The sequence below is a fragment of the Actinomadura luzonensis genome (genome assembly GCF_022664455.2).
GTDB lineage: Bacteria > Actinomycetota > Actinomycetes > Streptosporangiales > Streptosporangiaceae > Nonomuraea > Nonomuraea luzonensis.
In genome coordinates this window covers 2,560,806-2,574,932 of the sequence record NZ_JAKRKC020000002.1, presented here as the reverse complement: position 1 = coordinate 2,574,932, position 14,127 = coordinate 2,560,806, and the positions used below count along the sequence as shown (strand labels likewise).

The 14,127-nt window shown below is 74.0% G+C and carries 13 protein-coding genes; 6 read left to right on the top strand and 7 right to left on the bottom strand.

The annotated features are described in order from the left end of the window. Positions 1-2: 2 nt before the first annotated feature. Positions 3-3,527, bottom strand: a complete 3,525-nt coding sequence (locus tag MF672_RS42265) for a WD40 repeat domain-containing serine/threonine protein kinase (protein ID WP_242379510.1) — start codon at positions 3,525-3,527, stop codon at positions 3-5. Positions 3,528-3,676: 149 nt separating this feature from the next. Here MF672_RS42265 and MF672_RS42260 point away from each other — a divergent pair, with 149 nt between their 5' ends. After that, positions 3,677-5,209: a hypothetical protein gene (locus MF672_RS42260; protein ID WP_242379509.1), complete on the top strand. Its 1,533-nt coding sequence runs from the start codon at positions 3,677-3,679 to the stop codon at positions 5,207-5,209. A gap of 75 nt (positions 5,210-5,284) precedes the next feature. On the opposite strand, the gene MF672_RS42255 is transcribed toward MF672_RS42260, so the two are convergent. Both MF672_RS42255 and MF672_RS42250 read right to left on the bottom strand, forming a co-directional pair. Beyond that, a complete protein-coding gene (locus MF672_RS42255) occupies positions 5,285-6,310 on the bottom strand; it encodes a hypothetical protein (protein ID WP_242379508.1) in 1,026 nt (341 codons plus the stop codon). 201 nt (positions 6,311-6,511) lie between these two features. Further along, positions 6,512-7,516 (bottom strand): helix-turn-helix domain-containing protein, encoded by a 1,005-nt coding sequence (locus MF672_RS42250; protein WP_242379507.1) that lies wholly within the window; start codon positions 7,514-7,516, stop codon positions 6,512-6,514. Between the two features lie 181 nt (positions 7,517-7,697). Here MF672_RS42250 and MF672_RS42245 point away from each other — a divergent pair, with 181 nt between their 5' ends. Together MF672_RS42245 and MF672_RS42240 are read left to right on the top strand one after the other, a co-directional pair. After that, positions 7,698-9,089 (top strand): MFS transporter, encoded by a 1,392-nt coding sequence (locus tag MF672_RS42245; protein ID WP_242379506.1) that lies wholly within the window; start codon positions 7,698-7,700, stop codon positions 9,087-9,089. 51 nt (positions 9,090-9,140) lie between these two features. Next, complete coding sequence (locus MF672_RS42240) at positions 9,141-10,340, top strand: phospholipase D-like domain-containing protein (protein ID WP_242379505.1); 1,200 nt, start codon at positions 9,141-9,143, stop codon at positions 10,338-10,340. Between the two features lie 46 nt (positions 10,341-10,386). Here the strand turns inward: MF672_RS42240 and MF672_RS42235 are convergent, their stop codons facing one another. The 4 genes from MF672_RS42235 to MF672_RS42225 all read right to left on the bottom strand — a co-directional run bounded on the left by MF672_RS42235 (position 10,387) and on the right by MF672_RS42225 (position 11,572). After that, complete coding sequence (locus tag MF672_RS42235; RefSeq protein WP_242379504.1) at positions 10,387-10,593, bottom strand: hypothetical protein; 207 nt, start codon at positions 10,591-10,593, stop codon at positions 10,387-10,389. A gap of 72 nt (positions 10,594-10,665) precedes the next feature. Continuing rightward, positions 10,666-10,893 carry a DUF6011 domain-containing protein gene (locus tag MF672_RS42230; protein ID WP_242379503.1) on the bottom strand — a complete coding sequence of 76 codons (228 nt, stop codon included), beginning with the start codon at positions 10,891-10,893 and terminating at the stop codon, positions 10,666-10,668. Between the two features lie 33 nt (positions 10,894-10,926). Beyond that, a complete protein-coding gene (locus MF672_RS51640; RefSeq protein WP_302893367.1) occupies positions 10,927-11,061 on the bottom strand; it encodes a hypothetical protein in 135 nt (44 codons plus the stop codon). Positions 11,062-11,113: 52 nt separating this feature from the next. Further along, positions 11,114-11,572 carry a MarR family winged helix-turn-helix transcriptional regulator gene (locus MF672_RS42225; RefSeq protein ID WP_242379494.1) on the bottom strand — a complete coding sequence of 153 codons (459 nt, stop codon included), beginning with the start codon at positions 11,570-11,572 and terminating at the stop codon, positions 11,114-11,116. Positions 11,573-11,686: 114 nt separating this feature from the next. On the opposite strand from MF672_RS42225, the gene MF672_RS42220 reads away from it, so the two are divergent. Genes MF672_RS42220 through MF672_RS42210 form a run of 3 tightly spaced genes read left to right on the top strand, consistent with a single transcriptional unit; the run spans position 11,687 to position 13,934 of the window. After that, on the top strand, positions 11,687-12,595 hold the full coding sequence (locus MF672_RS42220; RefSeq protein ID WP_242379482.1) for an SDR family oxidoreductase: 909 nt from the start codon (positions 11,687-11,689) through the stop codon (positions 12,593-12,595). Next, positions 12,595-13,479, top strand: a complete 885-nt coding sequence (locus MF672_RS42215; RefSeq protein WP_242379479.1) for an amidohydrolase family protein — start codon at positions 12,595-12,597, stop codon at positions 13,477-13,479. The genes MF672_RS42220 and MF672_RS42215 overlap by 1 nt, the downstream gene beginning before the upstream one ends. Beyond that, the gene (locus tag MF672_RS42210; protein WP_242379477.1) at positions 13,476-13,934 is read left to right on the top strand and encodes a MaoC family dehydratase; all 459 of its coding nucleotides are present in this window, start codon (positions 13,476-13,478) and stop codon (positions 13,932-13,934) included. Before MF672_RS42215 ends, MF672_RS42210 begins: the two co-directional genes overlap by 4 nt. Positions 13,935-14,127 lie beyond the last annotated feature (193 nt).

Here is a 14,127-nt window from a genome sequence, read left to right as displayed (position 1 = left end):
CCTCAGGCGGCCCCGCACACGTCGCGATAGGGCACGTCCCGCAGATACCGGCGCCATTCCTCGGCGTTCAGGGTGCGGCCCGCGCGCTCGCACACGAGGCGGGCCACGCCCTCCGGGCCGACCGGGATCCGGGTGATCGTCGTCGAGCTGTTGCCCGAGACGTACAGGGTCTGGTCGTCGGCGCTGAAGGCGAGCTGGTCGAGGATGTCGATGGGGAAGGAGCCGAGCCGTTCGCGGCCGGCGACGTCCCACACCTGGACGCTGTACAGCTCGTCGAACGTCTCGCCGATGGACCGGACGATCAGGGCCAGCAGGGCGCCGTCGTGGCTGAACCGCATGGTCTCGACCTGGGCCTCGCTCGCCACGCGCAGCGCGGGCGACAGCTCGTCGCCCCTGGTGAGGTCCCAGAACTGGACCGTCCGGGTGCCGAGGGCCAGCAGCGGCGCGGCCGGGCTGACCGCGACGGCCTCGCCCGAGCCGTTGAAGCCGGGGCCGACGGCCCTGCCGGTGCCGAGGTCGTAGACCATGCCGGTGCCGGTCACCACCGCCGCGCCGTCGCGCGTGGGGGCGATCGTGCCCGTGGCGGTGCCGAGGGGGTGGCGGGCGAGCACCCGGCCCGTGTCGGCGGCCAGGACGACGAGCTCGTTGCGGGCGTCCCGCTCGCTCAGCTCCTTGAGCGACAGCACCAGCCTGCGGCCGTCCGGCGTGAACGTCTTGGACAGCACGAACAACGACCGGGGCAGGGGGTGGCGCCACAGCCGGCGGCCGGTGGCCACGTCCCAGAGGCCGGGCGAGGAGTCCGCGCCGTCGGCGGCCAGCCGCGTGCCCGCCGGGTCGAACAGGACGTTGGTGGCGCCCTCGCTGCCGGCCATCGGCGGGCCGAGCCGGCGCGTGTCCCACACGCGCACCGCCTGCTCGTTCCCTGCCGTGGCGGCCAGGCGGCCGTCCTGGCTGAACGCGACGACCTCGTGACCGGGGGGAAGCCGTGCCGAGGACAGGCGGGAGCCGAGGTCGGCGGTGATGGTCGAGCTGTCGAGCAGGTAGCGGACGGTGCGGCCGTCGCGTTCCAGCCAGGCGTCCTCGGGCGTGCCCTCCGCCTGGTAGGTGGCGGTCTCGTCGCCCTTGACGGCGTCCCAGAGGTGCAGCGTCCGGCCCTCGACGCCGAGCAGCCGGCGGCCGTCGGGGCTGAGCCGGAGCCGCGCGTACGGCAGGTCGTCCCCGGCCGACGCCTGCCAGAACGGCCGGTCCCCGTCCGGGACCTTGGCCCCGGACGCCAGGTCCCAGGCGGCGATGTCGCCGTCCGCGCAGAGCAGCCGCCTGCTGTCCGGGGTGAACGTGACCACCGATCCGCATTTCTTCGGCAGGCGGGTGTCCACGGTGAGGCCCGGCAGGCGGATCACCTTCAGCCCGCCCTGGTTGGTCCCCACTCCCGCGACGTAGGCGCCGGAGGGCGCGATCGCCAGGGCGCTGTCGGCGTCCAGGTCCGGCGTGTAGGACGCGCCGGTCCTGGTGTCCCACAGGAACTCCAGCGTGTTCTCCCGCATCACCGCGGCCAGGCTCTCGTTGCCGTCGAAGACGACGTCCACGCCCGGGGTGCCCTCCGCGACGGGGTGCTCGCGCAGCTTCGCGCCCGTCGCGGTGTCCCAGGCGTAGGCGGTCTGCCTGCTGACGACGACCAGGGTGCGCCCGCTCGGGCTGAGCGCCGCCGCGGCCGGCAGCACGTCCAGGCCGCGGGGCCAGCGCCAGAACGCGGTCTGCCGCCGCGCGGGGACGTCGTAGACCCGCACGCCGTCCTGCCCGGCGATGGCCCGGATCCGGCCGCCGGCGGCCGACGCCGTGGCGGAGACGCCCTTGGCGCCGGGGTCGCGGAAGACGGCGCTCTCCGGCATGGTCAGCGAGGTGGTCAGGGCGCGCCGGGTGCCGGGGCCGGGGGCCAGCCGCCAGCCGGCCACGCTGAGCAGCATCGCCGTGGCCGGGTCGGTGGTGCGCAGCCGGTCGGCCTCCGCCGCGACCTGCCGGCCGACGGCCTGGTCGCGTTGCAGGGCCACCACGCGGCTCTGCTCGGCCACCTGCCGGCCCCGCAGCACGGCGAGGCCGCCCGCCGCGAGCGCCACCACCAGCAGCCCGGCCAGCGCCGCCGTGGTCAGCCGCCGGCGGCGCACCCGCCGCCGGGCCAGGCCGGTGCCGGCGGCCAGGAAGTCGCGTTCGCGCGGGGTCAGCGTGATGTGCCGGCGTCCGGTGGCGGCCCAGGTCAGCGCCTGGTCCAGGCGGCTGCCCTGGAGCAGGTCGCCGTCCTTGCGGCCGTGGTCGTCCCACTGGCGGGCGGCCTCGCTGATCCGGCCGAGCACGGCGAGCCCGTCGCGGTCGTCGTCGACCCAGATGCGCAGCCGCGGCCAGGCGCGCAGCAGCGCCGGGCGGGACAGCCGCACGGCGTCGTCCTGCTGCGTCACCAGGTAGGAGAACGCCCGGAGGATGTTCTCGATCGCCCGGGTCTCCCGTTCGGAGCGGCCGGCGAGCAGGTCGTCCTTCGACGCCGGGCGGACGCTCTCGTGGCCGTCCTCGGTGACCGTCACCATGCGGAGGAAGACCTCGGCGGCCAGCTGCCGCTCGTCGGGGGTGAGCGCGCCGTAGGCGTCCTCGGCGATGGTGCCGAGCGCCGGGTCGGCCTGGTCGGGCACGTGCACGCCCCGGGCCGCGCGGCTGCCGGCGCTCAGCAGCCCCTGGAGGCCGGCGTCGCCGCCGCTGACCAGGGCGAGCAGCAGGTCGCGGGCGGCGGGACGCGCCGCGGGGTCCTTGTCCAGCGCCGCGGACACCAGCGAGGCCAGCCGCGGCGGCAGCGCGCTCAGGTCGGGGTGGAACGACAGCACCCGGTGCATGACGCCGCCGAGGTGGTCGGCCCGGAACGGGTCCTCGCCCGTGGCGGCGAAGACCGTGATCGCGCCCCACGCGAACACGTCGGCGGGCGCGCCCGCGCGCTGCCCGGTGAACACCTCGGGCGCCATGTAGGTCGGCGTGCCCGCCACCTCGCCGGTCCTGGTCAGCGACATGTCCACGGTACGCGCGATGCCGAAGTCGATCACCCGGGGCCCGTCGGCGCCGAGCAGCACGTTGTCCGGTTTCAGGTCGCGGTGGATCACCCCGGCGTCGTGCACGGCGGTCAGCGCGGTGGCGATCGCGGTGGCGAGCCTGTGCAGGTCGTCGCCGGTGAACCGGCGGCCCCGCTCGACCGCCTGGCGCAGGCTCGGCCCCGGCACGTACTCGCTCACGAGGTACGGCCTGGCGCCCGACAGGTCGCAGGCCAGCACCCGCGCGGTGCAGAACGAGGCCACCCGCCGCGCGGCCGTCGCCTCCTTGGCGAACCGGTCGCGGCTCGCCCGGCTGTCGATCGCGTGCAGGACCTTGAGCGCGACCCTGCGCCCGTCGCGGTCGTAGGCGTCGTACACGACGCCCTGGCCTCCCGAGCCGAGCCGCCCGGCGATCCAGTAGTCCCCGACACGCTGCGGATCCGCGGCGGTGAGCGCTTCCACGGCGGGTTAGATGCCCGCCCGGCCGGCAAAGTTCCCGGCTCCGGCCGGCTCGCTCCCCGACGTTTCCACATTTGCCGATATGTCCGGCGGCACCGGGAGCACGCTCGTAGGCTCCGCCCGAACGACATGACCGGACCTCGGGAGATCTGTTGCACGCCTGGCATGGAGCGCTCGCCGCGGCCCTCGGAGCCGTCCTCACCCTGCACGGCGGATCGGCGCCGCCCGGGGTGAGGCAGGCCGCCGTGACGGAGGAGGCCGCGGCCGGGTGCGCCGCGTTCGCCGTCGGCCCGCCGGAGGTGGCCGTGTCCGACGCGACCCGCGACCGGCTCGGCCTCGACGGCTGGCCCGACGGCCCGTTCGGCGTCACCGCCCTCGGCGGCGGCACGTACTACTTCCACATCGCGGCGGCCTTCGGCGGCAGCGTCGCCTCGCGCCCGCAGCGCAACGTGACCGTCAAGGGCACGCTGGCCGACCCGGTCCGCGACGGCGTCGCCTTCTCCACCCAGCTCCAGGGCGTGCCGGCCGGCTACATCTGGGCCGGCGGGGGCGCGGTATACCGGGATCCCGGCACCGGGGTCGTCCTGCAGACCCTCCACCTGGAGCGGCGCGTCGCCGGCGACCAGTTCTACGCCGAGCTCCACCTCGGCCGCCTGGACCCCGCCACCGGCGTGACCACCTACCTCGGCAAGGTCGTCCAGCCCGACATCCCCATCGACCAGGCCACCTGGAACGCCGACCTGGGGATCCCGCAGCTCACCGTGGTCCAGGGCGGCGACGGCGTCGAGTACCTGCACCTCTACTTCGCCGACCACCGCCTGGCCGGCGGGCAGCAGGTGCCGGCCGGCCTGTCGGTGGCCCGCGCGCCGCTCAAGGACGTGATCGCGGCCGCGCAGCGCGGCACGGTCGTGCCGTGGCACAAGTACACCGGCGGCGGCGGGTGGGACGAGCCGGCCTGGGGCGGCTCGTCCGCCGACCTCAACCCCGGCCGGCCCATGGCCTGGGGCCCGCAGGTGGTGCGCAGCACGGCCATGAACGCCTACGTCATGGCCGCCGCCGTCTCCGAGCGCGAGATCGTCCTGTCCACCTCCGGCGACGGCCTCGACGGCTGGTCGGCCCGCTTCCCGGTGGCGCGCGACCCGGGGTACTTCAACGCGTACGTGACGCCCGTCGGCAACGGCCCCGACCCCGCCGACCTGGGCGCCGACTTCTCCCTCTACTACCTGCAGTGGCCCAGCCCGCAGCCGGACTGGGGCAACGCCCGCGTCATGCGCCGCAAGGTCACCTGCGCGGACGGCCGCACCCCCGTCCGCACGCCCTTCACCCGCTACGTCAAGGACCACCGCCACCTCGTCACCACCGGCGCACCGCCCGCCGGCTACACCCGCGAGGGCGGCTGGACGCTGTGGTCGGCGCCGCAGCCCGGCACCCGCGCGCTGTACAACTGCCGGGCGGGCGCCGCCGACTACTTCGTCTCCCTCGACCCCGGCTGCGAGGGCACGCGGACGACCATCGTGCAGACGGAGGGCTGGATCCACGAGACGCGCCCGTCGAGCGCGTACGTCCCGCTCTACCGCTGCCACATCCCGGGCTTCGGCGACCACTTCGTGTCGGCCGCCGCCGACTGCGAAGGCCCTGGCGTCACCAACGAGGGCCTGCTCGGCTACGCCCCGCCCGCGACCTGACGGGCGCTCTCCGACGACCCGCGTTCCCCGGCCGGGAGCGGGCGCCGCCTGGGGCGCCCGCTCCCGTTCCGGTGCTCAGCCGGTGTAGTCGGTGGTGTGGCCCCTGTTGTCGGTCGGCCACAGGTACGTGCCGTGGTCGGCGGGCGTGTGGCGGGTGTTGAGGTCGCCGGCGCGGACCTGCAGCAGATTTCCGCGCCAGGTGGAGCCGGCGGCCGTGCCGCCCCAGAGGTTGCCGTACAGGAAGCCGTACAGCTGCGGGAGCTCGGCGGAGAAGACGTTGTCCGCGACGGTGATGTTCCTGGCGTTGTTGACGGTGCCGATGCTCAGGGCGTAACCCCAGCCGGAGACGTAGTTGCCCTCGACGGTGATGTCGCTGTAGACGCCCTGGCCCTGCAGCGCCAGGCCGTTGGTGTTGCCGATGGAGGCGATGGTGTTGTTGCGGATCACCATCGGGCCGCCGTCGCCCTCGCTCTGCGGGCCGATGCCGTCGTGGTGGTACTCGTCGCGGGCGGTGTCGGCGCTGTCGTGGATGTAGTTGTTCGTCCAGGTCGACGGCCGTCCCGGGAAGCCGGTGACCATGATGAGGCCGGCGTTGCCCCAGATGTCGTTGTGGTCCATGACGGCGACGGCCTCCTTCATCGTCGTCATGAGCTGCCAGGACTTGTCGTACGGGGTGCCCGGCTCGGTGTGCGACGACGTGACCGTGCCGTCGTTGCCCGGCGGCAGGTCGTACGAGCTGGGCTTGAACGTCGAGTACAGGAACGAGACGTTGGTGTCGGAGTAGATCTGCACCAGGTTGTCGTTGGGGCTGGTGCCCTCGAACAGGCAGCCGACGAAGGTGAGGTTGTCGCCGTAGATGATGACCTTCTCCGCCAGGAAGCGGGTGAAGGAGATGACGCTGCCGTCCTCGTACTCCAGGCGCAGCGGCTTGGCCGAGCTCATGCCCGTCGTGTAGTCCTTGAGCTTGCCCGGGTAGGCCCCGAGGCCCAGGCCGCCGGCATTGGCGGGCGTGTGCCGGTAGCCGGTGTTGGAGAAGTCCGGCCACAGGCCCGAGCCGTCGTTGGGGCGCGCCTGCAGCCGCTCGGCCGCGCCGGCCGCCAACCGGACATCAGCCTCCGCCGCGCCCTTTTCCGGGCTTGCGGCAATAATAACGACAGAGGCGACAAGGGCCGCAATCGTCGATATAGCGCCGATGAATCTGCTTTTTCTGGTTAATTGGTGTCCCATAGTGATCGGGAAGTGTAGTAGACGGGCTGTCCGTAATTTCGCGATTCAGTCAACCTTTTTGTCAGGCCGCTCCGTTCAGCGCAGGACGGCCGCCAGCAGATCGGCGCCCAGCGCCGTCAGCTCGGGGACGTTGACCGTGTAACGGACGTAACGCCCCTGCCGCCGGGCCGTGAGCAGGCCCGCGCGCCGCAGGACCGCGAGGTGGCGGGACACCTCCGGCGGCGAGAGTGCCCAGGCGTGGGCCAGCTCACCGGTGGTGTGCGGGCCGCGCGCCAGGGTGCGCAGCAGCCGCAGCCGCACCGGGTGCGCGAGCGCCTCCAGCCGCAGCGTGACCGTCTCCAGCGGCACCGGCTCCGCCGGCTCCGGCTCGGCCACCGGGTACTGCACCACCGGCCGCCAGCCGGGCGCGTGGACCACCACCAGGTGCGGACGGCCGAAGACGCTGGGCAGGAAGGTAACCCCGGCGCCGTGCGCGGCGGTCGCGTTGTCCTGCAGCTTGTCCACGACGATGCGCTCGCCGTCCGGCGTCAGGGTGACGGCCCGGGAGACGGACGCGAGCGCCGCCGCGGGGCCCTGGCGCCTCAGCAGGTCGTTCTTCAGGCGCAGGTCGGCGGCGAGCCGCCCGGCGACGTCCGTCCAGGCGGCGTCGAAGAAGGCCCCGGCGCACTGTTCGAGGGTGTCGCGCACCCGCGCCCGCACGGCCGCGGGGTCGGCGAGCAGGCGTTCGGCGAAGGCCTCCTGGAGCGCGCCGCGCGCCTGGGCGAGGTCGAGGGCCCGCTCGCGGGCCGTCGCGTCGGCGAGCGGCGACGGACCGGCGAAGTGCACCCGGTTGCTGCCGCACGTGGTGACGAGCGCGGCGGTCACGTAGGTCTCGTCGTCGAGGCGGTCCACGTCGTCCAGCTCCTCGGCGAGGGACGGCCGGGGACGGGCGGGGACCAGGAAGTCGGCCCGCGAGGACCGCCACAGGAACTCCGCCTCCCTGAGCCGCTCGGCCAGCTCGGACGGCAGCCCCGACCAGACGCCCGCGGCCCAGCCGGCGAGCTGCGGATGATGCCCGGGCTCGGCCAGGACGTGCAGCATCGCGGTCAGCTCGGCCAGCGGGGAGGCGGCGAACCCGCAGTCGCTCCGGCGGCAGGCCGCGGATGTCGATGCTCACCGTCATCCCCCCATCATCGCTGGTCGCGCGGCCGGCGGCCGCGTCGGTTGACGCTGTCCGTCAACCGGCGCGGCCGGCTCGGCGGGCGGACGCATCGTTGACGCCATGGCGACCACCACCAAGATCCGGCCACGGGCCCTCGTCCGCGCCTCCGGAGGCCCCCGCTATGCCGTCGCGCTGGCCGTGGACGCGCTCGGCACCGGCCTGCTGCGGCCCTTCCTGCTGCTCTACGGGGTGACGGTGCTGCGGCTGTCCGCGCCGGTCACCGGCGTCGCCATGACGACCGGCGTCGTGGTGGGCCTGGTGTGCATGCCCGCGGTCGGCCGGTGGCTGGACCGGGGCGCGCGCAGCGCGGCCGTGGCGGCGTCGATGCTGGTGCGGGTGCTGGGGGTGGCGCTGCTGCTGGCCGCGCCGGCGGGGCACGTCACGCTGTTCGCGACGGCGGCGCTCTTCCTCGGCATCGGCAACCAGGCCTGGCCGGCCGCCCACGCGGCCCTCGTGGCCACGGTCAGTCACGGCCGCGAGCGTGACGCCGCCCTCGCGGGCGGCCGCGCCCTGCGCAACGCCGGGCTGGGCGTGGGCGCGCTCCTCGCCACCGCGTCGCTGGCGGGCGGCACCTCCGCGCTGCGGGCGCTGGCGGCCGTCACGGGGCTCGCCTACCTCGCCGCGGCGGCCCTGGCGTGGTCGGTCCGCCTGCGCGCCCACCCGGCCGCCGCCTCCGCTCCCGCTCCGGACGCGGCTCCCGACGCGGCTCCGGACACCGCTCCGGACACCGCTCCGGACACCGCTCCGGACACCGCTCCGGACGCCGTCGGTGGGCCCGCGCCCCGGATGCGCGTCATGCTGGCCGCCAACGTGGTCTACATCTTCTGCCTCAACGTGCCCGAGGTCGCGCTCCCCCTGATCCTGGTGACCCGGTTGCACGCGTCCCCGGTGTGGCCGGCGGCCGTCTTCGTGGCGAACACGGTGCTGGTGGTCACGTTGCAGGTCCCGGTCACCGTCCTGATGTCCCGCTTCTCCCGGCGGGCGGTGCTGGCTCTCGCCGGCGTGGTGCTCGCCGCGTCCTACCTCGGCTTCCTCGCCGCCACCGCGCTGGGACCCGGCTGGGGCGCGCCGGCGGTCGCCGCGGTGTCCGTGGTCTGCACCGTCGGCGAGATCGTCTACGCGGGCAGCGCGACGGCCCTCGTCACCGCCCTCGCCCCGGCCCGTCTCCTGGGCCGGGCCCTCGCCCGCTTCCAGCTCTCCACGGGCTTCGGCCTCGCCGTCTCCCCGGCGGTCATCACCGCCCTCGCCGCCCACGGCCCGATCGCCTTGTGGGGCGGCCTCGCGGGCGCGACGCTCCTGTCCGCGTCCGCCGTCGCCGGCCGCCGCGCACCGACTGCGCCTTCTCTCATTAACGTTAATGGCACCCAGAGTCAACCGGACGGCCAGCTTGTCCGGACAGCGTTGCGAGGTGAGAGCGGATGCGCTCTTGACGGCCGAACCCCTCGGTCCTAGCATCGGCCAGCGATCCCATTAACGTTAATGTGAGCACCTGGAAAGACCCTCATGCCTCGAACCCGTTTCCTCCGCCCTGCGGTCCTCGCCGCCGCCCTGACCGCGCTGTGCGCGCAGGCGGTCGGCGTCCCCGCCGCGCGGGCCGCCCTGCCCGAGCCCGCCCGCAGCGCCTGCCGCAACGCCGCCGAGGTTCCGGTCGAGACCGGGGCCGCCTTCAACGACCCGCTCGCCGGCACCGCGACCGCGGTCGTGGAGCGGATCTGCTCGCTGATCAAGCAGGCCCCGGCCGGGTCGTCGATCGAGATCGCCGAGTTCGTCGTCTCCGGCGACGCCGGCGCCGACTACGCGGCGGTGCTGCTCGACGCCCACCGCCGCGGCGTCGCGATCCGCATGGTCATGGACGGCTACCAGGTCGACAACCCGGCCGCCGCGTCGCTGATCAGCACGCTCGGCACCGACGAGTCGGCCACGTCGTGGGTGCACGTCTGCAGCCACCTGAGCCCGGAAGGCAACACCACCTCCTGCCAGGGCACCAAGGGCATGCACAACAAGTTCTCGCTCTTCTCGCTGACGGGCGGCCGGCGGGACGTCGTCGTCCAGGCGTCCAACAACCTCACCGACGTCAACTCGACCAGCTACTGGAACAACCTGGTCGTGCTGCCCGGCAACCGCGAGCTGTTCGCGGGGTACGGCAAGTACTTCGACGACCTCGCCGCCGAGGTGCAGAACCCCGACTACGACACCACCGTCACCGCCGGCGGGCGGGGCGGCCGGATCACCGCCCAGTTCTACCCGGTCGCCGACCGCGACCCGATCGCCGACCGGCTCGGCCAGGTCCGCTGCAAGCCCAAGGGCCGCACCCGCGTCGAGATCGGCCAGTCCGAGTGGGACGCCACCCGGCTCGCCATCGTCGACCGCCTCGCGGCGCTGGTGACGGCGGGCTGCCGGGTGCGCGTCGTGCACGGCCCGGCCGACCCGGCGGTCACCGCCGCGCTGGACGCCGCCGGCGTGCCGCGCCGGGTGCTCGACGGCTCGACCCCCGCCGGCCGCATCCACTCCAAGTACCTCGTGGTCACCGACCCGGGACACGGGCCGGGCTGGGTGATGACCGGCAGCCACAACTTCAACGCCACCTCCCTGCGGCGCAACGACGAGGCGATGGTCGAGCTGTCGGAGCGCCGCGTCGTGGACGCGTACGCCGCCAACTTCGCGCGCGTGTGGGAGGCCGGCGCGGCCCCGGGGCAGGCGTGAGACCGGCGGGCCGGGAAACCGTGCGCCGGACCCTCGGCCGACCGGCTCAGCCGAGCCGCTTGCGTCCCTTGTCGGTCAGCTCCGCCAGGTGCACGCCGATGCCGAAGGTGGTGAAGCCCGACCTGGCGGCCTTGGTGAACTCCTCGATCACCGCCTCCGACGGGAACTCCTTGACCAGGACGTCGTAGGCCTCGTGCCCGTGGTCTCGCACGGCGGCGAGGACCACGTCCGTGTTCAGCTCGGGGTGTGCCACGTCTCCTCCAGCAGGTCGCCTTGCCCTCTCGCAGTGTCCTTCATCGGAGGGGGTTGGTCGAGGCATGTCTGGTCAGCTTGTCTCCTCCAGCAGGTCGAGCTGTCCGTCGACGTCCCATCCAGTGGGCACGCCGGTGACGCGGAGGGGCCTGCGGGGCGCGATGCCGAGCTTGGCGGCGCAGTCCGGTCCGATGCCGAGGGCCCGCGACTCGGGGGTGCGCAGCCGGTGCTTGCAGGCGGCGCACCGGGTGACGTGCTCCCGGGTGGCGGGCTCGTCGAGGTCGAGAATCAGTTCGTCCACGGGTCCGATCCTTCCCCGGCCGAGCAGGCCGCCTTAGATCTCGGCGTTGTGCTCGCCGAGGGCGGGCGCGGGCTCGTCCAGGGCGGCCGTGGCGGCCGGGCAGCGGATCGGGACGCCGGTGCCGATCAGCCCGGCCGCGTCGCCGTGCCGGGGGTGCCGCAGCGGCACGGCCTCCTCGCGGGCCCGTCTGTGGCCGGCCGCGCCCGGAGGCCGTCGCCGGTCAGTCGCGGCGGGACAGCGCGCGCCAGGCCGTGGCGAGCGCCTGGCGGAAGTCGTCGGCCTGCTCGGGGGACAGGGCCAGGACCATGCGCTCCTCCAGCGCGAGCATGGCCCCGGCCAGGGTGGCGAGCAGTTCGTGGCCGTCCTCGGTGAGGTGGATGAGCAGCTCCCTGCCGTTGGCCGGGTTGCGCTCGCGGCGGACCAGGCCCCGGTTCTCCAGCGTGCGGATCATGTCGGCCATGGACTGGGCGGTGACGAAGGAGTCGCGGGCGAGCTGCGCCGCCGACATGCCGTCGTGGCGTTCGAGCACGGTGAGCGCCGTGTACTGCAGCGCGGTGATGCCCGCCGGGCGGACGACCTCGTCGAGACGCGAGCGCACGGCCAGCTCCAGCCGCTTGACCATGTAGAGCAGCGACGCGGGCGCCTTGGCCCGTTCCCGCCGCGCCTGGATCTCCGTCATCGTCCCCGCACCTCGCTCCCCGCCCGGGCTCCCAGCCTAGGGCATTGACAGGTTTCCTGATCGATGACACGCTCTCGATCGACAGGTTTCCTGTCAATCGGGATGGAGTGGGACATGGATCTCAGCGGCAAGGTCGCCGTCGTCACCGGGAGCGGGCGCGGGCTGGGCCTGGCCTACGCCGAGGCACTGGCCGCCGCCGGCGCGGCCGTCGTGGTCAACGACGTCGGCCAGGAGGCCGTGGACGCCGCGGTCAAGAGGATCACCGGCGCGGGCGGCCGCGCGGCGGGCGTGGTGGCCGCCGTCGGCGACACGCCGGCCGCCGAGCGGCTGGTCGGCACGGCGGTCGAGCGGTTCGGACGCCTGGACGTCCTGGTGACCAACGCCGGCATCCTGCGCGACCGCGTGCTGTGGAAGATGACCGACGACGACTTCGACGCGGTGGTGCGGGTCCACCTGCGGGGCACGTTCACCTGCGCCCGCGCGGCGGCCGTACGGATGCGCGAGCAGGGCGACGGCGGCCGGATCGTGCTCGTCTCCTCCCCGGCCGGGCAGCGCGGCAACTTCGGCCAGACCAACTACGCGGCGGCCAAGGCCGGGATCGTCGCCATGGCCCGCACCTGGGCGATGGAGCTGGCCAGGGCCGGCATCACCGTGAACGCGATCGTCCCGGTGGCGGCCACCGAGATGACCAGGACGATCCCGGCGTTCGCCCCCGTCATCGAGGAGGCCGAGCGCACCGGCGAGCCGTTCCCCGCCTGGCTGCGCAGGGACGAGGGCCTCGGCACCGTGGACGACGTGGCCGGGCTCGTCACGTTCCTGGCCTCCGACGCGTCCGCCGGGGTGACCGGTCAGGCCATCGGCGTCGGCGGCGACCGGCTCGCCCTGTGGGCGCATCCGCGGGAGAAGGCGGTGGCGTTCATGGACGGCGGCTGGAGCGCCGAGGCGATCGCCGAGCAGTGGAGCACCGGCGTGGGCGCCGAACCGGAGACCTACGGCATCCCCGCCCCGAAGGGGGCGAAATAATGGACCCCGACCGGCTGACCGCCATCGACGTGCACACGCACGCCGAGGTCTCCCGCACCGGCCACCGCTCGCTCAGCCCGGAGCTGTTCGCCGCCTCGGAGGCGTACTTCAAGGCGCAGGGCCACCGGCAGCCCACCATCGAGGAGACCGCGGCCTACTACCGCGAGCGGAACATGGCCGCCGTCGTGTTCACCGTGGACGCCGAGCACGCCACCGGCCACCCCCGCATCCCCAACGAGGAGGTCGCCGAGAGCTGCGCCGAGCACCCCGACGTGCTGATCCCGTTCGCCAGCGTGGACCCGTGGAAAGGCCGGGCCGGCGTACGGGAGGCGCGGCGGCTGGTCGCCGAGCACGGCGTGCGCGGCTTCAAGTTCCACCCCAGCATCCAGGGCTTCTCCCCGAACGACCCGATGGCCTACCCGCTGTACGAGGCCATCGAGGAGCTGGGCGTGCCTGCGCTGTTCCACACCGGCCAGACCGGCATCGGCGCCGGCGTGCCGGGCGGCGGCGGCATCCGGCTGAAGCACTCCAACCCCATGCTGGTGGACGACGTGGCCGTGGACTTCCCCGAGCTGCGGATCATCCTGGCGCACCCGTCGTTCCCCTGGCAGGACGAGGCCCTGGCGGTCGCCACCCACAAGCCGCACGTCTACATCGACCTGTCCGGCTGGTCGCCGAAGTACTTCCCGCCGCAGCTCGTCCGCTACGCCAACAGCCTGCTCCAGGACAAGGTGCTCTTCGGCTCCGACTACCCCGTGATCACCCCGGACCGCTGGCTGGCCGACTTCGCCAAGCTCGACCTCAAGCCCGAGGTCCGCCCCAAGATCCTCAAGGACAACGCCTGCCGCCTGCTCGGCCTCACCCCGAAGGAGACCCCAGCATGACCACCACCGCGCGCGGCCTGGCCGGCATCAAGGCGCTGGCCGGCGAGGACCTGGGCCACAGCCGGTGGCTGCCGGTCGGCCAGGAGCGGGTGAACACCTTCGCCGACGCCACCGACGACCACCAGTGGATCCACGTGGACGCCGAACGCGCCAAGGAGGGCCCCTTCGGCGGCACCATCGCGCACGGCTACCTCACCCTGGCCCTGGTCATCCCGCTCTTCAACGACCTGCTGGCCATCGAGGACGTCACCATGAGCATCAACTACGGCCTGGACAAGGTGCGCTTCCCCAGCCCCGTGCGGGTCGGGTCGAGGATCCGGCTCGGGGCCGTGGTCGCCGAGGTCACCGACGTCCCCGGTGACGGCGTGCAGATGGTGTGCGACTTCACCGTGGAGGCCGAGGGCTCGGCCAAGCCGGCCTGCGTCGCCCGCGCCGTCTACCGCCACTACGCCTGACGAGAGCTGCTGGGACGCTGGAGCTGCCGGGGCCGCCGCCGGGTGAGCTCCGCCTCGCCGCCACCGCCCCTGCCCTTGCCCCTGCCTGGCCCCGCATCACTCCGCCTGGTACGGCTGCGGGCCGGGGCTGGCTGCGGGCCGGGGCTGGCTGCGGGGCGGGGCTGGGTGCGGGGCGGGGCTGGCTAGACTGCGG